The organism is Rhodococcus spelaei, from assembly GCF_006704125.1.
Lineage (GTDB): Bacteria > Actinomycetota > Actinomycetes > Mycobacteriales > Mycobacteriaceae > Rhodococcus_G > Rhodococcus_G spelaei.
The window spans coordinates 343,632-360,750 of sequence record NZ_VIGH01000002.1 but is presented as its reverse complement, the minus strand read 5'-3'; the positions used below and the strand labels follow the sequence as shown (position 1 = coordinate 360,750).

At 70.2% G+C, this 17,119-nt stretch carries 22 protein-coding genes; 8 read left to right on the top strand and 14 right to left on the bottom strand.

Going from position 1 to position 17,119, the window contains the following annotated elements; genetic code table 11:
* Positions 1-11: 11 nt before the first annotated feature.
* From FK531_RS05495 to FK531_RS05480, 4 genes are all read right to left on the bottom strand, one after another.
* Positions 12-806 (bottom strand): LLM class flavin-dependent oxidoreductase, encoded by a 795-nt coding sequence (locus tag FK531_RS05495; RefSeq protein WP_142095948.1) that lies wholly within the window; start codon positions 804-806, stop codon positions 12-14.
* Positions 803-1,066 (bottom strand): SHOCT domain-containing protein, encoded by a 264-nt coding sequence (locus tag FK531_RS05490; protein ID WP_142095944.1) that lies wholly within the window; start codon positions 1,064-1,066, stop codon positions 803-805. The genes FK531_RS05495 and FK531_RS05490 overlap by 4 nt, the downstream gene beginning before the upstream one ends.
* 311 nt (positions 1,067-1,377) lie before the next feature.
* On the bottom strand, positions 1,378-2,046 hold the full coding sequence (locus tag FK531_RS05485) for a response regulator (protein WP_142095941.1): 669 nt from the start codon (positions 2,044-2,046) through the stop codon (positions 1,378-1,380).
* A complete protein-coding gene (locus FK531_RS05480; protein ID WP_142095934.1) occupies positions 2,047-3,216 on the bottom strand; it encodes a sensor histidine kinase in 1,170 nt (389 codons plus the stop codon).
* Positions 3,217-3,326: 110 nt separating this feature from the next.
* On the opposite strand from FK531_RS05480, the gene FK531_RS05475 reads away from it, so the two are divergent.
* The 4 genes from FK531_RS05475 (at position 3,327) to FK531_RS05460 (ending at position 6,921) form a co-directional block, all read left to right on the top strand.
* Positions 3,327-4,262: an ABC transporter ATP-binding protein gene (locus FK531_RS05475; RefSeq protein ID WP_142095931.1), complete on the top strand. Its 936-nt coding sequence runs from the start codon at positions 3,327-3,329 to the stop codon at positions 4,260-4,262.
* On the top strand, positions 4,259-5,113 hold the full coding sequence (locus tag FK531_RS05470; RefSeq protein WP_142095928.1) for an ABC transporter permease subunit: 855 nt from the start codon (positions 4,259-4,261) through the stop codon (positions 5,111-5,113). Before FK531_RS05475 ends, FK531_RS05470 begins: the two co-directional genes overlap by 4 nt.
* Positions 5,114-5,149: 36 nt before the next feature.
* Positions 5,150-5,932: a hypothetical protein gene (locus tag FK531_RS05465; protein ID WP_142095925.1), complete on the top strand. Its 783-nt coding sequence runs from the start codon at positions 5,150-5,152 to the stop codon at positions 5,930-5,932.
* A gap of 86 nt (positions 5,933-6,018) precedes the next feature.
* Positions 6,019-6,921 (top strand): universal stress protein, encoded by a 903-nt coding sequence (locus FK531_RS05460; RefSeq protein WP_142095922.1) that lies wholly within the window; start codon positions 6,019-6,021, stop codon positions 6,919-6,921.
* 25 nt (positions 6,922-6,946) lie between these two features.
* Here the strand turns inward: FK531_RS05460 and FK531_RS05455 are convergent, their stop codons facing one another.
* The 3 genes from FK531_RS05455 to FK531_RS05445 are packed head-to-tail and all read right to left on the bottom strand — an operon-like array spanning position 6,947 to position 9,322.
* The gene (locus FK531_RS05455) at positions 6,947-8,227 is read right to left on the bottom strand and encodes a HAMP domain-containing sensor histidine kinase (protein WP_142095918.1); all 1,281 of its coding nucleotides are present in this window, start codon (positions 8,225-8,227) and stop codon (positions 6,947-6,949) included.
* Entirely contained in the window at positions 8,224-8,931 is a 708-nt protein-coding gene (locus FK531_RS05450) for a response regulator transcription factor (RefSeq protein WP_142095915.1), read from the bottom strand. Before FK531_RS05450 ends, FK531_RS05455 begins: the two co-directional genes overlap by 4 nt.
* A gap of 22 nt (positions 8,932-8,953) precedes the next feature.
* Positions 8,954-9,322: a hypothetical protein gene (locus tag FK531_RS05445; RefSeq protein ID WP_142095912.1), complete on the bottom strand. Its 369-nt coding sequence runs from the start codon at positions 9,320-9,322 to the stop codon at positions 8,954-8,956.
* A gap of 190 nt (positions 9,323-9,512) precedes the next feature.
* On the opposite strand from FK531_RS05445, the gene FK531_RS05440 reads away from it, so the two are divergent.
* Positions 9,513-10,139, top strand: a complete 627-nt coding sequence (locus FK531_RS05440; protein ID WP_142095909.1) for a Tat pathway signal protein — start codon at positions 9,513-9,515, stop codon at positions 10,137-10,139.
* 19 nt (positions 10,140-10,158) lie between these two features.
* Here the strand turns inward: FK531_RS05440 and FK531_RS05435 are convergent, their stop codons facing one another.
* From FK531_RS05435 to FK531_RS05405, 7 genes are all read right to left on the bottom strand, one after another.
* On the bottom strand, positions 10,159-10,887 hold the full coding sequence (locus FK531_RS05435) for an SRPBCC family protein (RefSeq protein WP_142095906.1): 729 nt from the start codon (positions 10,885-10,887) through the stop codon (positions 10,159-10,161).
* On the bottom strand, positions 10,884-11,540 hold the full coding sequence (locus tag FK531_RS05430; protein WP_142095904.1) for an alpha/beta hydrolase family protein: 657 nt from the start codon (positions 11,538-11,540) through the stop codon (positions 10,884-10,886). The genes FK531_RS05435 and FK531_RS05430 overlap by 4 nt, the downstream gene beginning before the upstream one ends.
* Positions 11,541-11,549: 9 nt before the next feature.
* Positions 11,550-11,918, bottom strand: coding sequence for a DUF4873 domain-containing protein (locus tag FK531_RS05425; protein WP_181762831.1), 369 nt, complete (start codon positions 11,916-11,918; stop codon positions 11,550-11,552).
* A complete protein-coding gene (locus FK531_RS05420) occupies positions 11,915-12,811 on the bottom strand; it encodes an AurF N-oxygenase family protein (protein WP_142095898.1) in 897 nt (298 codons plus the stop codon). Before FK531_RS05420 ends, FK531_RS05425 begins: the two co-directional genes overlap by 4 nt.
* A 167-nt stretch (positions 12,812-12,978) precedes the next feature.
* Complete coding sequence (locus tag FK531_RS05415; protein WP_142095895.1) at positions 12,979-13,305, bottom strand: cupin domain-containing protein; 327 nt, start codon at positions 13,303-13,305, stop codon at positions 12,979-12,981.
* Positions 13,306-13,391: 86 nt separating this feature from the next.
* A complete protein-coding gene (locus FK531_RS05410; protein ID WP_142095892.1) occupies positions 13,392-13,877 on the bottom strand; it encodes a dihydrofolate reductase in 486 nt (161 codons plus the stop codon).
* Positions 13,877-14,635: a thymidylate synthase gene (locus tag FK531_RS05405; RefSeq protein ID WP_246097946.1), complete on the bottom strand. Its 759-nt coding sequence runs from the start codon at positions 14,633-14,635 to the stop codon at positions 13,877-13,879. Before FK531_RS05405 ends, FK531_RS05410 begins: the two co-directional genes overlap by 1 nt.
* 123 nt (positions 14,636-14,758) lie before the next feature.
* On the opposite strand from FK531_RS05405, the gene cobF reads away from it, so the two are divergent.
* The 3 genes from cobF (at position 14,759) to FK531_RS22610 (ending at position 17,117) form a co-directional block, all read left to right on the top strand.
* Complete coding sequence (cobF, locus tag FK531_RS05400; RefSeq protein WP_142095887.1) at positions 14,759-15,499, top strand: precorrin-6A synthase (deacetylating); 741 nt, start codon at positions 14,759-14,761, stop codon at positions 15,497-15,499.
* Positions 15,500-15,574: 75 nt separating this feature from the next.
* Positions 15,575-16,450 (top strand): Fpg/Nei family DNA glycosylase, encoded by an 876-nt coding sequence (locus FK531_RS05395; protein ID WP_142095884.1) that lies wholly within the window; start codon positions 15,575-15,577, stop codon positions 16,448-16,450.
* 121 nt (positions 16,451-16,571) lie between these two features.
* Positions 16,572-17,117, top strand: a complete 546-nt coding sequence (locus tag FK531_RS22610) for a hypothetical protein (protein ID WP_142095881.1) — start codon at positions 16,572-16,574, stop codon at positions 17,115-17,117.
* The last annotated feature ends 2 nt before the right edge of the window (positions 17,118-17,119 follow it).

Below are 17,119 nucleotides of genomic sequence, written 5' to 3'. Positions count from 1 at the left end.
TCCCGACACGTTCAGCGGCGGAGCCGGGCGAGCACCGGGGCGAAGGCCTCGGACAGTTCGCCCGGCACCGTCACCTCGGCGATTCCGAGTTCCTCCTCCCGTGTGCACAGGACGTCCGCGGCCCGGCCGGGGTCTGCGGGCAGCAGTCCGGCCGACCCCAGTTGCAGCAGCTCCGCGAGCGTCGGGCCGCCGGTTCGGGCGAAGTACGACGGCAGCGCGTCGCCGATGCCCACCAATGACTGGGTGAACGTCATTGCTCGGCCACATGTTTCGCGTGCGCGCTCGACCGCGTCGGCCAGATCCGCCTCCGTCGTGGTCGGGCCGAGCGCCAGCGCGACCCGGTCTGCCACCCGTCCAGCGGCGGCCAGCATCCGCGGCCCGGCGGCCGAGACCACCACCTCCGGCACGGGGTCGACGCCGGCGCGCACCGCGGCCACCGACTCCTCCACCGCATGGATCCGCTGCGCGGCGGTGCCCCACGACGTCCCGAGCCGGCCGGCTTCGGCCTCCGCGTCGGGACGTCCCGCGCCGATGCCCAGTTCGAAACGTCCGTCCGACAATGCTTGCAGCGCACGGCATTCCCTGGTCAACGCCGCCGCCGTGCGCAGCGGCGCCGCGGCCACCCAGGTGCGGAGCCGCAGCGTCCGCGTGACAGCCGCGGCCGCCGCCAGCGCGGGGAAGGGCGACGGCGTCCACAGGGTGTCGGGCACCAGCAGCGCATCGAACCCCTGCTCGTCGAGCACTCGGGCGCGCTCGGCCCACTGCCGGCCGGACCCGGTGGGCGCCTCGACCACGACAACCCTCATCGTCGGGTCTCCCGCAGGACCGCGAGGCGGGCCCGGTACTCGGCCTCGGTGATCTCGCCGTGCGCGTAGACGTCGCGCAGCGTGGACTCGCCGTGCCGGCCGCGCCAGCGCCGGCGCGCGAGCACGACGATCACGATCACCGCGATCCAGAAGGTCAGGGGGATCAGGAAGAACCACGGCCCGGGTCCCCACCCGGGTCCGTAGCGGCCGTCCCAGTTGTCGGCCAGGATCAGTGCGGTCTGTGCTCCGAGAGTGTTCATGCATCCAGCCTGCTCGGCGGCGGACGGTCGGCGCATCGGTCGGCAGGCGGCACCGCCGGTACGCACCGGCGCGTACACCGGGTGCGCCAGGGCGGTCGAATGGCGGGCCGGGGGACGTCGCTCGGGCCGGAATGTCTCCATCCGCACGAAAGTCGAAAGGTACAGACTGCACGATCTGTACAGACTGCATGATCTGTACAGACTGCACGATCTGTACCTTTTCGATTCGCCGTCTCATGGGTGTTCTCCGCGAGGTTCTCCGCGAGGGTGAGTTCGCTCGACACGAGTCGTCCGCCTTCCGGTGACCGGCGTCAGCCCCGCCAACCGGGCCGGACCAGGCCCGACTCGTAGGCCAGCACGACCAGTTGGGTGCGGTCGCGGGCACCGAGTTTGAGCAGGATCCGGCTGACGTGGGTGCGGGCGGTGGCCGGACTGAGCACCAGTCGCTCGGCGATCTCGGCATTGGTCAGGCCTTCGGCGACGAGCGTCATCACCTCGCGTTCGCGGTCGGTCAGCTCGGCCAGCAGGCGCGGTGCGGGGGCCTCCTTGGCGCGGGTGGCGAACTCCGCGAGCAGGCGGCGGGTGACGCCGGGGGATAGCAAGGCCTCGCCGTCGGCCACCACCCGCACCGCGCGTACCAGGTCGGCCGGCTCGGTGTGCTTGACCAGGAACCCGGCGGCGCCGGCGCGGATCGCCTCGAAGACGTACTCGTCGAGTTCGAAGGTGGTCAGCACCACCACCCGCACGGCCGACAGTTCGGGTCGCGCCACGATCCGCCGGGTGGCCTCCAGTCCGTCGAGCACCGGCATCCGGATGTCCATCAACACGACGTCCGGCGCCAACTCCGTCGTCAGTGCGACGGCCTGCGCGCCGTCCTCGGCCTGCCCGACCACCTCGATGCCGTCCTGCGCCTCGAGCAGCGCGGCAAACCCGGCCCGTACCAGGGACTGGTCGTCGGCGACGATCACCCGGATGCTCACCTACGTCACGTCCTCTCCGGAGTCGCTGTCGGAGAGCGGAAGTCGCGCCTCGACGCGGAACCCGCCGTCGGTGCGACGGCCCGCGCTCAGTGTGCCGCCGAGGGCGTGCGCGCGCTCGGTCATACCCGCGATGCCGCCGCCGACGCCGCCGACGCCGCCTTCGGACGATCCGGCGGCGTGGCCGTCGTCGTCGACGCGCACCTCGAGCCGGTCCGGCCGGTACTCCACCCGCACCCGGGCCGCGGACTGTCCCGAGTGCCGTGCCACGTTGGTCAGCGCCTCCTGGACGATGCGGGCGGCGGCAAGGTCGACCGCCGAGGGCAGACGTCGTGAGGTGCCGGAAACGATTGTCGTCACGTCGATTCCGGCGCCGCGGGCGCGTTCGACGAGTGCGTCGAGGTCGGCGACGGAAGGAGCGGGTGCGAGCGGGGCGAGCTCACCTCCGCGGCGCAGGGTCCGCAGCATCGAGTGCACCTCGACGAGCGCCTCGCGGCTCGCGTCCTTGATGGAGGCCAGCGCGACGCCGGCCTGCTCGGGCTTGCTGTCGAGCAGTTCGAGTGCCACGCCCGACTGCACATTGATCAGCGAAAGGCTGTGTGCGAGAACGTCGTGCAGTTCCCGGGCGATGTCGAGGCGCTCCTCGCTGGCGCGGCGCAGGCGCTCCTCCTCGGCGCTGCGGGCGGCCTCGCGGGCACGCTGGCGGCGCGCCCGGATCGCCTCCCGGCGCTGTCGGATCCCCTCGGCGATCGCCACCAATGTCAGCAGCCACGCGCCGATGCCGACCATCGCGGCGGCCGGCACGGCGTCCTGTCCGGTGACCCAGGGCACCAGCCACAGCACCACGGCGAACCCGACCGCGGGCAGCGCGTACATCGGCCACCGCCGTGCTCGGGGCGCCGCCGTGAGGTACGCGACGACCAGCGACAGGAAGATCGGACCCATCCCGTACCCGCGCAGCAGATACGTCAACGTCGCGACCAGCGTCACCGCCAGCACCGCGTTGGGTGCGACCCGCCGCCACAGCAACGCGACCGCGCCGACCACGAGCATTGCAACGGCGAACCAGTCCAGCGGGCGTGCCGGATGCCCGTGCCGTGCCGCGGCCACCGAGCCGAGCACCGACACCACGCCGACGACTCCCGCGAGCGCGACGTCGAACGGTCTGGGCATGGCCCCAACCTAGCCCCGCGCGGGGGCCCGCGGCGTCGTCCTGCGGGCGTAGCTCGAATGTCGCCGCGCGGCGGATGTGCTCGGTGCGTACGCGGCGAAGGCTGGAAGCCATGACGACGACAACCGAGTTGCGGGTGGCCACGGACGGCCTGACCAAGAGGTACGGCGGGAGGGCCGCGGTGGACGGTGTCAGCCTGACCGTCCGGGCGGGGGAGGTCTACGGGTTCCTCGGCCCCAACGGCGCGGGCAAGACCACGACCCTACGCATGCTGGTGGGTCTGGTGCGCCCGACCGCCGGAACCGCGACAGTGCTCGGCCGTGACCCCGGCGATCCGTCCGCGTGCGCCCGCATCGGGGTGCTCATCGAGGGGCCCGGCTTCTACCCGTACCTGTCGGGTCGCGACAACCTGCGTGTGCTGTGCCGGTACCGCGGACTGTCCGATGCCGCCGCGGAATCCGCGCTCGAGCGAGTGGGTCTGCGGGCACGGGCACACGACCGGTTCCGCGGCTACTCGCTGGGCATGAAGCAGCGTCTCGGCGTGGCGGCGGCAATGCTCGGCGACCCGGACCTGCTGATCCTGGACGAGCCGACGAACGGGCTCGATCCGGCCGGCGTTGCCGAGATGCGCTCCCTGATCACCGATCTCGCAGCCGACGGACACACCGTCCTGCTGTCGAGTCACATGCTCGACGAGGTCCAGGACACCTGCGACCGTGTCGGCGTGATCGTTGCGGGCAGCCTGGTGGCCGAGTCCACGGTGTCCGAACTACGAGGCGGGACAACCATTGTCGTGCGCGCGACGCCGTATCCGCGGGCCCTGGCGGTGGCTCGGGACGTCGCGGGTGCGAACCGCGTCGCCGCGACCGACACGGGCATCCGGGTGGACGCGGATGCCGGTGTCGCCCCTAGGTTGGTGCGTGCACTCGTCGGCGCCGGCATCGAGGTGTTCGACGTGCACAGCAGCGAACGGTCCCTCGAGGAGGCCTTCTTCGACATGACGCGAGGCTCGGACTCCACCGGAGACGACCCGGAGGTTTCACGATGAACACACTGACCGCGAGTTCCCGGGCGGAGTTCCTGCGGCTGCGGACGTGGCCCTCGTTGTGGGTCCTGCTGTCAGCCTGGCTGGTCCTCAACCTCACCTTCGTCTACGTGTTCAACTACCTGACCTATCGCAGCGACGGAGGCACCGGATTCGGTGCGGCCGTGCCGCGGTCGGTGTTGCTCGCACGGATGCTGCCCGGCGCGGTACCCGAGGTGCTGACCCAGGGCATGGCGATGTTCGGCGGCGCACTGATCCTGACCCTCGGCGCGCTCGCCGCGGGCAGCGGATACGGGTGGGGCACCTGGAAGACGGCGCTGACCCAGGGCCCCGGACGGTTGACCGCCATCGGCGGCACCCTCGTCGCGTTGGCGGTGGTGGTCGCCGCGCTGGTGGTCGTGGTGTTCGCCGTCGACCTGGGGGTGTCCTCGATCGTCGCCGGCGCGGAGTCGCAACCGATGCGGCTGCCGTGGGTGGGTGATTCGGCGCGTGCGATCGGGGCCGGGATGCTGATCCTCGGGATGTGGACGGCGTGCGGGGTGCTGATCGGGACCCTCGCCCGCGGCCCGGCCCTGGCAGTCGGGCTCGGTCTGGTGTGGGTGCTGGTGGTGGAGAACCTGCTACGCGGGGTGGGCGCCGTGCTGGACCCGATCCGGTTCGTCACCGACTACTTGCCCGGGACCGCCGCCGGATCGCTGGCGGGCGGATTGGGCGGCGCCGCGTCCGACGCCGAGCGGACGCCGGGCGTCCTGACCGTGCTCGGCCCCGGTCTCGCGGCCGCGGTGTTGGCGGTCTACCTGGTGGTGTTCGTGGTCGCGACCGCGGTGGTGCTGCGCCGACGCGACGTCGACTGAGCTGTGCGGCCCGGCGAGGGTGCCTATTGTCGAGGGATGCGCCGGACCCTGGCCACCACCGTTCGCTCGGAATGGAGTCGGGCCTGGCGGCGGCCCGCCGAGGTCCCACTGACGGTGTTCGGGAACGCCCTGCTGGTCACCGCGGCCTGGTTTCTCCTCCCACGCAGCTGGCTGTTCGAGTTCACCGGCCCGTGGGGATTCCCCGCGGCCCTCGCCGGCTGGATGTACGCGGACGTCTCCGCGACCAACGTGCTGGCCCAGGACCCGCTCGACGTGCTCGACAAGCTCACGGACACCGGCGCGCTCGAGCGACTGCTCTGGGCCAAGACCGTCGTGCTGTGGATCCTGGTGGCGCCTGTCTGCGTGCTGGTGGCGTTGGCGGTCGGGTTCGTCGAGCACGACCTGTCCCTCGCCGCGGCGGTCACGGCGATCATCTGCGTGGCACCGTTCGGCGCGCTGGGCCTGTCGACCTGGGTGGGAGTGTTCCTCCCGTACCACCAGAATCCGCTGCGGTGGCGCTGGGACAACCGGCGGCGGTTCCGGTCCGTGATCGTGCGGTGGGGCGTGCTGGTCGTGCTGCCGTACGCGGTGTTCCCCGCGGCCGTGGTCGTGGTGCTGCTGGTGCCGTTGCTGGTCGTGCACGTGCGGCTGCCGATCAACGCGAACTCGCTGACCGGGGACGGCCTGCTCGGTCTGGTCCTCACGAGCACCGTGGTCTCGCTGGCGATCTGGTTCGCCGCGTTGCGTGGTGCGGCGACGCTGACCAAGCGTCGGTCGGGGCGGCTCGAGGCGTACCTGACCGACCCGCAGCGTGGCTGAGGCTCGGTCGAGCGTCGGGAACTGCACACTCGGCACGGGCGGGCGACAATGGTCGGGTAGTTGTCGTCGATGAGTGAGGGTGCAGCATGAGCGCAGGCAAGCCGATCGTGGTCGGAGTGGACGGATCGGAATCCGCATCGGCGGCGGTGGTCTGGGCCGCACGTACGGCCGCGGCGCGCAAGTTGCCGCTGCTGCTGGTCTCCGTGGTGCACGTGCCCGCGTACTACTACACCGAGCCCTACCTGGCCCGGGGGTACGGCGACGAGCTGACGAACGCCGGTCGGGCGCACCTCGACGGCGCCGCGGTGCTGGCCAAGGAGGCCGCCGAGGACGTCGGAGACCTGATCGTCGACACCAAGCTGCACGAGGGCCGGATCGCCGAGATCCTGCTGCAGTACTCGCCGACCGCCAGCATGATCGTCCTCGGCTGCCGCGGCCTCGGTGAGTTCACCGGTGCGGTGCTCGGCTCGGTGACCCGCAGTGTCGCAGCGCATTCGACGGCGCCGGTCGCGGTGATCCGGGGGCGCACGCTCGACGGCAGGCCGCCGACCGAGGGGCCCGTGGTCGTCGGCGTGGACGGCTCCGAGATCAGTGAGGCCGCGCTCGCCGCGGCGTTCCGGGAGGCCTCGGCCCGCCGCGCACCACTGATCGCGGTGAACGTGTGGAGCGACGTGTCCGTGCAGCCCTCGCTCGGTGCGACCGCCGAGGACCCGCACTGGAGCTCGATCCAGGCCGCCGAGGAGGCCGTGCTCTCCGAACGGCTGGCCGGCTGGATCGAGCAGTACCCGGACGTGTCCGTGCAGCGGGTCGTCGGTCGTGACCGTCCGGTGCGGGTACTGAGCGACTACTCCGAACGGGCACAACTGCTCGTGGTCGGCAGCCACGGCCGGGGCGGATTCACGGGCATGCTGCTCGGATCGACCAGCACCGCGCTGATGAACAGCGCCGACTGCCCGGTGCTCATCGTGCGCCCGGTCGAGGCCGACTAGACCGACCTCGTCGAGTCGTCGAGAACTACGCCTCGCGACCGTTCAGCGGCAGCCGCAACGACAGTCTGGCGCCGCCGAGCGGGCTGTCGACCAGCTCGGCGGTGCCACCGTGCAGTGCGGCCTGTTGGGCGACCAGTGCGAGACCCAGCCCGGACCCGTCGGTGCGCGAGCCCACGCCGCGGACGAACCGCTCGAACACGGTCGCGCGCTCGGCGTGCGGCACTCCGATCCCGTCGTCGTCCACCAGGATGACGACGGAGGAGTCGCGCGTGTCCCTGTCGACGGTGACGCGCACCCGCCGGGCGCCGCCATGCCGCGCTGCGTTGGTGACGGCGTTGTCGAGAACGAGCCGCAGCCCGGTGGGAATTCCCCGCACCACAAGGCTTTCGGGAGCCGAGACATCGACGTCGAGCCCGCGGTGGACACGTGCGGATTCTTGTGCGCATCGATCGGCGAGCTCGGCCAGATCGACCTCCTCGTGGTCTTCGGCATCGGACAGCTCGCCCACCGCCAAGCGCTCGAGATCGGTCAACGTCGTCTCCACCTGACGTTGCGTGGCGACCAGATCGCGCAGGATCTCCCCGCGTTGCTCATCCGAGAGTTGCATGGTTGTGAGAACCTCCAAGTCGGTGCGCATCGAGGTGAGCGGAGTGCGAAGCTCGTGGGCGGACACCGCGGCGAAGTCGCGGGCCGACCCGAGTGCCTCCTCGGTTCGATTCTGCGCCTTGGCTATTCGTTCGAGCATGTGGCCGATCGCCTCCGACAGCTCCTCGGCTTCGCGCGCGCCGCGCACGTTCGGTCGCCGGGCGCCGGGGTGGTCTCCAATAGTGTGGGTGGCCGCGGCCAGTCGTTGCAGTGGCCGCACCGCGCGCCCGGCCAGCAGCCATCCGAGTCCCGCGGCAGCGACGATCGCCGCTGCCGCGGTTCCGGCGACCTGCCACTGTTGCTCACGGATCGCCCGGGTCAAGGCGTCTTCGGGCACCGAGACGGCGAGGACCTGCCCCGCGGTGCCGTCAACCGGCACCTCCTTCGCCCGAACCGCCGTGCCGTCGATCGATGTCGTGCGCACCCCATCCGCCGCCGGGTCGGCGACCGGCAGCCCCGCGATCACGATGCCCTCGCCTTGCAGCGCGGAGTCCGGCGAGATGTGCAGCGACAGCGAGTCGAGTGTGCGGTCGAGCTGTGCAGATCCGTTGACGCGCAGGAAGACGGCGAACGCCACCCCGATCGCGGCGATCACCACGGCGGCCGCCAGCGCCGACACCAGAGCGACCCGGGTGCGCAGCGACGGCGAGCGGCGGCTCACGGCTGTTCCCTGAGCACGAACCCGACCCCGCGCACGGTGTGCAGCACCCGTGGCATCCCGTTCGCCTCCAGCTTGCGGCGCAGATAGGTCATGAAGACGTCCACCACGTTGGTGTCGGCGTTGAAGTCGTAGCCCCACACCAACCGCATCAGTTGCGGACGGCTCAGCACGATGCCGGCGTGCTCGGCGAACACGCCGAGCAGGTCGAACTCGCGTTTGGTCAGGTCGACACGCCGGCCGTCGACGTGGACCCGTCGTCCGGGCAGGTCCACGGTCAGTGCGCCGACGGTGACCGCGCCCGTGCCCGCGGGGGCGGACGTGCGGGGGACGCGGCGCAGCAGTGCCCGCAACCGGGCCACCAGTTCACCGAGCTCGAACGGCTTGGTGAGGTAGTCGTCGGCGCCGGCTTCGAGTCCGGCGATCCGGTCGCCGACGGTGGTGCGCGCGCTGAGCACGCAGATCGGCACCTCGTTCCCCATCGCCCGCAGTGCGGTGACGACGCTCACCCCGTCGAGGACCGGCATGTTCACGTCCAGCACGATCGCATCGGGCGTCGATGCGGTGACCGCCCGCAACGCGGAGGCGCCGTCCTGCGCGGTCTCGAGGTCGAAACCGTGCAGGCGGAGCCCCCGCGTCAGGGACGAGAGGACCTTCGGGTCGTCGTCGACGAGCAGGATGCGGGCGTGGTCGGTCACCCGGTCCATGGTGCCCGTCCCTCCAGGGTGCTCAGCAGTTCCGAGGGGTGATCTCGATGACGTTCACGCCGGACTCGTCGAAGTTGAGGTCGACCTTGTCGGTGCCATGGACGTCCAGGCTGAACGCGCCCGCGTCCTCGGTGAGGGGTAGTCCGCCGCCGAGCAGCTTCTGCATCTCCGCCTCCGAGACCGGCTTCACCACCCCGCCGCACGACTTGGTGGCGGCGTCGGAGGAGCCGGCGCCGAGCGCGGACGCGACGGCGGCCACCGGGTCACCGGTCGGCACGCCGGTGGACGCCCACGCGGCGCCGGGCACCGCGAGCGCCGCGGCCGCGCTGACGCCGAGGGCGGCGATCGTGATTCGGCGGATTCGGGTGGTGGTGGCGTGGAACTGGCCCATGAGGATCTCCTCGTTCGTGGTGGTCGACCCGATCGGGTTCGACGGGAACCACGCTATGGACGGAGAACTCAGCGATCCTTGACGGAACATTAGGAGTCACTTAGAGAGTCCGTCCAGTGTGCTGGCTTGTAACGGGAAACCGACCGGAACCGATGTTTCGGGTACCTAAGTCATCGGTGAGGAGACCATGATGCAGCGATCCACCCTCGGCCGCCTGGCCGCACTGATCACGTCCGTCTGCGCCGCGGTGGCGGTGCTGTTCACCGGGACCGCGACAGCGGCCCCCGCTCCCGCGCCCACCGTCGACCTCGCCGGTGCCGCGGTCCAACTGCGCGCCGCGGCGGCAGGCAACCCGGAGGCCCAGGATGCCGTCGAGCGCTTGATCGGCGCGCCCAAGGACATCGCCACCCCCGTGCTGTCCCTGCCCGGACAGATCTTCCCGATCCCCGCCTACTCCGACACCGGCCAGGGTGGCGACGTCCTCGGCCAGCTCTACGGCGCCGGCGTCGCCACCAACATGAACAACGAGTTCCGGTTCGGCTTCTTCGGCGGTCCCGGCAGCATCGCCGACAACCAGACCGGCGCCGAGCTGAACGTGGTCTGGTACAGCCTGGCCAACGGCACCAGCGGCATCGCCCGACTGGACCAGAACAACAAGGTGATCCCGACCGTCATCTCCACCGCCCCGCTGAACGTGGGCAACGGCATGGTCGTCGGCGCCGTCTACGGCTCGCTGTGGCACAAGGTCGGGCCGAACGACACCGACGTCGTCAAGAGCACCATCTGGTGGCCGAGCATGGGCGTGGTGATGAGCTGATCGGCGGCGAGCCGACCGGTCAGCAGCACCCCGCGGCCTGATCGCGGGCGTTCCACCAGTTCGTCCAGCGGTCGCTGAGGGCCGCGAACTCCTCGGCGCCCCGGCCGTAGGCGCTCAGAATCATCTGGGCGCCGCCGCCGGGGCGCTGCGCGTTCTCCGGCTGGATGGCGAGCACCAGCAGTCCCGGTCCGAGTTGGTCGACGGTCAGCCCCAGTTGTTTCGGGGAGCGGAACCACACCGTGCCGCTCAGGGCGTCCCCGGTCGAGACCAGCGCTGTGTACGCGGAGCCGGGAGGCCCGGTCACCCCGGCCACACCGAGCAGTTCCATCACGGTGGCGCCGCCGGTCGGGCCGTCGAGGTACAGCGTGCAGCGCTCGGCCAGGTCATGGCGTTCGAGACCGAACTTGAGCTGCTGGAGGAAGCTGGTCCAGCCCTCGGTGACGTCGTCGTACCAGTCGTCCCATTCCGGGTTGGATCCCTTGGCGGCCCGTACGATTCGGACCACGGCGCCCTCGGCGCCCGGCGTCACGGTGAAGCGGTCGCCGCCGTGGACCGTCAGGACCATCGCCGCCGCGTCCTCGACGACGCCGTCGACGAAGATCTGGCGGATCTCCTCGTCCAGCCCGTGCTCGTCGTCGTACTCCCACCCGTGCCAGCGCCGGATGAGCGTCGGGTCGCGGAGCGCGCGCCACACCCGCGCCGCGGGTGCCGCGACGGCGGTCTCGACGACGGTCTCGTCGGCGGTCACGGCCGGCCTGCCCGGTCACAGAATCCGAATGTCGCCCTGGCTGCCTCGACCGCGAGCGGCACCGCCTCGCTGCGGTCCGGCGCGAGGTCGTGGCCCTTGCCCTCGACCAGCACCAGTCGGGTCGGCGCGGTGACGAGGTCGAGGGCCGCGCGCATCTCGTCAGGACTGCCGAACGGGTCGCGGGTGCCGTGTACGAACACGCAGGGGCTGCGCAGGTCCGGCAGGTGCGCGGTGCGGGCCTTCTCGGGCTTGCCGGGCGGATGCAGGGGGTAGGAGAACAGCAGCAGGCCGTCGCAGACCTCCGGTCGCTGCGCCGCGAGCATCGACGACTGCCGGCCTCCGTACGAGTGACCACCGAGAATCAGTGGGCCGGTGCACAATTCGCGCATCGCGGCGACCGCGCTCGCGATGCCCTCGCGATCCCGTTCGGCGGTCGAAGGGCTGGGCGGCCCCTTCGGGCGGCGCTGCCGGAAGGGCAGGTCGTAGCGCAGCACCAGTAGTCTCTGGGCGGCGAATTCCTCGGCGGCGCGCAGCAACAACCTCGCGTCGCGATTGCCTCCTGCGCCGTGCGTCAACAGCAGGGCCCCCGCCGGATCTGCATCGGGGCGGTGCAGATCGCCACGCACGTCCTCGCGTTCGAACGGCTCGCTCATGCGTCCACGCTAACGCAGCGGCACGTCCACCTCGACCGGCTCGAGCCGGTACGGGGGCGTACCGGTTCCGGCGATCCGATAGTTTCCCCACGGGTCCTGCTCGGCCAGCGTCGCCGGCGTCGCGGGTCCGCCGACGAGGGTGAGCAGCAGCGGGTGCCGATCGGGCAGTTTGAGGGTCTCGACGCCGTCGCCGACGATCCGACCGTGCCAGTGGTACTTGCCGTCGAGCGGTTCGAAGTGGCCGTTGAGGTGCACCGTGACGGCGAGCGCCACCTCACCGCGCGAGAGTGTCGCCGCGCCGGAGTACAGGGTGTCCGGCTCGAGTTCGTCCGCGGCGGTCCAGGTGTCGGCGGACGTGGGCCGCCGCGACCACCTCACAGGAACCCTCCCCGGCGCCACATCGCCCGCGAACTCGCGCGCATCAGCCCGGTGTCCTCGAGGAACTCGGCGAGGCTGTCGAAGCCGCGCCGCTGGTTCTCGCGGAAGCGTGGATTGGCCAGCGCCTGCCGACGGGCCTGCTTGGGGTCGAGTCCGGCGCGCTGATACATGGCGGGGTTGGTGAACAGTCGCTGCAGCAGCAGACCGCCGAGGCCCTGGACGGAACCGACCCACAACCTCTCGAGCCGGTGACTCTCCGCGACTCGTCGGCGCACACCCTCGCGGGCGAAGCGGATGTGACGCGACTCCTCGGTGACGTGGATGCGCATCACGCGCGAGATCATCGGCTGCAGTTGCGGGTCGTCGAGCACACGGCGCTGGGTGGCGTCGAAGATCTCCTCGCCGATCAGTGCGGCAACCCACAGCATGGTGCCGCGGAACGTCTTCGGCAGAAGGTTGGCCGCGATGGCCTGGTACCACCTCAATTGGTAGGGCTTGGCGCCCATCTTCTCGACAGCCCGGCCGAACATGGTCATGTGCCGGCACTCGTCGCCCATCTCGGTGAGTGCGTAGCGGGTGTGCAGCGAGGTGGGGTCGTGATGCAGCAGGTTGCGCAGCAGCGCCTGCAGCAGGATGTTCTCGAACCAGTACCCGACACTGAGGATGTTCGCCGACTCCTGGCGGGACAGTTCGACGCGCTGCGTCTCGCTCATCGACTCCCACATCGGTGTGCCGTAGAGCGAGAGTACGTACGGCGGCAGGAAGTACTTGCCGTCCTCGAGTGGTGCGTCCCAGTCCAGGTCGACGACGGGATCGTAGGAGCGTTTGACCGATCCCTCGAGCAGTCGTCCGGCGACCGTTTCGCGGTCGGTCGGCGTGATGATTCGGGTCATCGCCTGTCCTTCCATCGGCATCGATGCGAACCGCCACGAACCCCATTCGTGGTTGCGGTCCCAGCTGATTCGCTGCGATTTCCGTCCTCGGTCAGAACGTAAACCCGCTCGGTGCGATGGTCAATAGGTATCTGTGACCGAAATTCACAGCCGATGTTGTCGGGTGACTACTTCGCGACCGTCAGCAGGAACGCGACGTCCTCGAGCGCCTCGACGCTGTGCCGGGAGGCGGGGATGATCAGCATGTCGCCGGTCGACCCCTTCCAGGAGTCGTCGCCCGCGACCAGTGACAGCGTCCCGCTGAGCACCAGTAGCGTGGCCTCGCCCGGGCTGTCGTGCTCGGCGAGCGCCTCACCGGCGCGCAACGCCACCACCGTCTGGCGGAGGCTGCGCTGATGGCCGCCGTAGATCGTCTGGGAACTGCGACCGCTCGATGCCGCGGCGGCGAGCTTGAGCTGTTGGCGGGCAACGGCGGTCAGCGACTTCTTGTCCATCTGATGCCTCTCCGGTGGCTGGGGAAAGACCTGCCCCTGCAGTATGGCCCACGTCACGCCGCGTGGCGCAGTACTCGCCGAACCGGTCAGCTGCGGACGTAGGTGCGGAACCGGAACCGGACGCCGTCGCGTGTCGATTTCTGCCATTCGCCCGTGGTCTCGGGCGACCACTCGGGCCCGATCGGCGGGGCGTAGGCATCGCCCGCGACGTCGAGGTCCACCTCCGTCACCGCCAACCGGTCGGCGACCGGCAGCGCCTCCGCGTAGATCTGGCCGCCACCGACGACCCAGACGTCGCCGGGCCCGGCGAACTTCAGCGCCTCCGGGAGGGAGTGTGCGACGTCGGTGCCGTCGGCGGACCAGGATGGGTCGCGGGTGACCACGATGTTGCGGCGGTCGCTGAACGGACGGAACCTCGGAGGGATCGAGTCCCAGGTCTTGCGGCCCATCACCACGGGATGTCCAGTGGTGACGGACTTGAAGTACGCCATGTCCTCCGGGATCCGCCACGGGATGGCGCCGTCGCGACCGATGACGCCGCCGAGGCCCTGCGCCCAGATCAGTCCCAGCACTAGACGGCCACCGGCGCCTTGATGGCGGGGTGGTGCCGGTAGCCGACGATCTCGACGTCCTCGAACTCGTAGTCGAAGATCGAGTCGCGCTTGGCGAGCTTCAGGGTCGGGTACTCGTACGGCTCGCGGCCGAGCTGTTCGGTGACCTGCGACGTGTGGTTGTCGTAGATGTGGCAGTCGCCGCCGGTCCAGATGAAGTCGCCGACCTCGAGGCCGGTCTGCGCCGCGACCATGTGGGTGAGCAGCGCGTAACTGGCGATGTTGAACGGCACCCCGAGGAACAGGTCGGCGCTGCGCTGGTACAGCTGGCAGCTGAGCTTGCCGTCGGCGACGTAGAACTGGAAGAAGGCATGGCAGGGGGCGAGCGCCATCTGCGGGATCTCGCCGACGTTCCAGGCCGAGACGATCATCCGGCGCGAGTCCGGGTTCGTCCGCAGCGTCTCGATGACCTGGGTGATCTGGTCGACGTGCTCGCCGGACGGCGTCGGCCAGTTGCGCCACTGCACGCCGTAGACCGGGCCGAGTTCACCTTCGGGGGAGGCCCACTCGTCCCAGATGGTGACGCCGCGGTCCTGCAGCCACTTGACGTTCGACTCGCCGCGCAGGAACCACAGCAGCTCGTAGACGATGGACTTGAGGTGCACCTTCTTGGTGGTGATCAGCGGGAAACCCTCGGACAGGTCGAATCGCATCTGGTGGCCGAACACACTGCGGGTGCCGGTGCCGGTGCGGTCCGCCTTCGGGGTGCCGGTCTCCATGACGAGTCGCAGCAGGTCTTCGTAGGGGGTGTGCACGGGGGCAAGTTTAGGCGGCTGCGCCGCCCGTGAGTCCTTTCGGCCCCGTCGCGGACCAGAAGGACTCACGGGCGATAGCCTGCGCGCATGCGTGAACTCCTCGTGATCGGCATCGGCGCCGGCGACCCCGACCAGGTGACGGTGCAGGCGATCAAGGCCATGAATCGGGCGGAGGTGTTCTTCGTCATCGGCAAGGGCGCCGAGAAGCAGGACCTGGTCGACCTGCGCACCGGCATCCTCGACGAGCACATGCGTGGTGACTACCGGATCGTCGACATCGTCGACCCGCCGAGGGACCGGACCCCGTCGGATTACGAAGGCGTGGTCGACGACTGGCACGACCGACGTGCTGCGATCTTCGAGGAGCAGTTCGGCGCAGTCGAGGGTGTCGGCGCGATCCTGGTGTGGGGCGACCCGTCGCTGTACGACAGCACGTTGCGGATCGTCGAGCGCGTGCTCGCCCGGGGCATCGAGACGTTCGAGTACTCGGTGATCCCCGGCGTGACGAGCGTGCAGTCGCTGGCCGCCCAGCACCGCATCGTGCTCAACCGGATCGGCGAACCGGTGCACATCACGACCGGCCGCCGGCTGCGCGAGGGCCTGCCCGACGGCGTGCGCGACGCCGTGGTGATGCTCGACGCGGACTGCAGTTTCGCGCAGTTGAGCGGCGACTGGCAGATCTGGTGGGGCGCCTACCTCGGTACGCCCGACGAGGTGCTGATCTCCGGGGACCTGCCCGACGTCTCGCAGGAGATCGTCCGGGTGCGCGCCGAACTGCGCGAGCGCAAGGGCTGGATCATGGATACGTACCTCGTCCGAAGTCGCTGACGCGACTGTGCGCGCGATTCACCCCGACCGGGGTAAAGAACGCGCACGGGCGCCGCAGGCGCATACCCTGTCTTCATGCCCGAACTGCCCGAGGTAGAGGCCCTGGCACAGTTTCTTCGCGCCCACGCGGTGGGTGCGGTGGTCGGACGGGTGGACGTCGCCGCGCTGAGCGTGCTCAAGACCTTCGACCCGCCGATCTCCGACCTGCAGGGCCGCGACGTGAGCGGCGCCGCGCGGTTCGGCAAGCATCTCGGGATCCGGTGCGGAGAGGAGGACGGGCTGTGGTTGATCACGCACCTGTCGCGGGCCGGTTGGCTGCGCTGGAGCGACAACCCGAGTGCGACGCCACCGAAACCGGGTAAGGGGCCGTTGGCACTGCGGGTGCACCTGTTCGCTCCCGACGGCGGCACTCCGGCGTTCGACCTCACCGAGGCGGGCACCAAGAAGCGGCTCGCGGTCTGGCTGGTGCGCACCCCCGCCGAGGTGCCCGGCATCGCCCGGCTCGGTCCCGACGCCCTCGACGTCACGGAACCTGCTCTGGCCGAGCTTCTTTCGAAGTCATCGCAGCGGATCAAGACCGCGCTGACCGATCAGTCGGTGCTGGCGGGGATCGGCAACGCGTACTCCGACGAAATTCTGCACGTGGCCAAGCTCAGCCCGTTCGCGACCGCGAACAAGCTGGGTGCCGAGGAAGTGGCCGCCCTGCACGGCGCGATGCGCTCGACGTTGACTGACGCGGTGCAGCGGTCGGTCGGGCAGGACGCGGCTCGACTCAAGGGGGAGAAGAGGTCCGGGATGCGGGTGCATGCGCGCACCGGCCTGCCCTGCCCGGTGTGCGGGGACACGGTGCGGGAGGTGTCGTTCGCCGAACGGTCGTTCCAGTACTGCCCGACCTGCCAGACCGGCGGCAAGATCCTCGCCGACCGCCGCATGTCCAGATTGCTGAAATAGCCTCGCGTCGTGACGGTGTCGTGCGACATCCGGTCGGATTCGACGAATCCTGGGGCTGTACCGGCTACCGTCCGAGGTGCCCTCGAGGCCTCGGGGGCAGACGTCTCGGTAGGAGTACTACATGCTCAAACGCAGTGTGATTGTCCTTGCCGCACTTACTCTGACGGCCTTCGCGGCCGGGTGTAGCGACGACTCGTCGAACACCGACACCACCACGTCGCCGTCCGCCACGTCGTCCACCGCGCCCAGCACGACCACTACCACCATGCCGATGCTGAACCCGACCCAACACGAGCAGGCACCGACGGTCCAGCCCGGGGCCCAGGCGCACATGCCTGCGCCCACTCCGGTGGTCACTCCCGCGGCGGGTCCCGTCGGCGCGGACGGCTCCACCGGCAACAACCTGAGTCCCCAGTACTGTGCCCAGAACCAGGATCCCGGTTGCCCCGCGGGCAGTTACGTCGGTGCCGGCGCGATTCCGAACCCCGACGGCAGCGGCAACTTCGTTCCCTGCGAGGGCACGATCTGCACCAATCCCGACCACGGTGCGGGCACAGACCCCCAGCAGAACGGCGGTACGGTGATGCAGAATCCGAACGGCGACGGCACGGTGGTGCCATGCGAGGGCACGATCTGCACCAACCCGAACAACGGAGCCGGCGGGTAGCC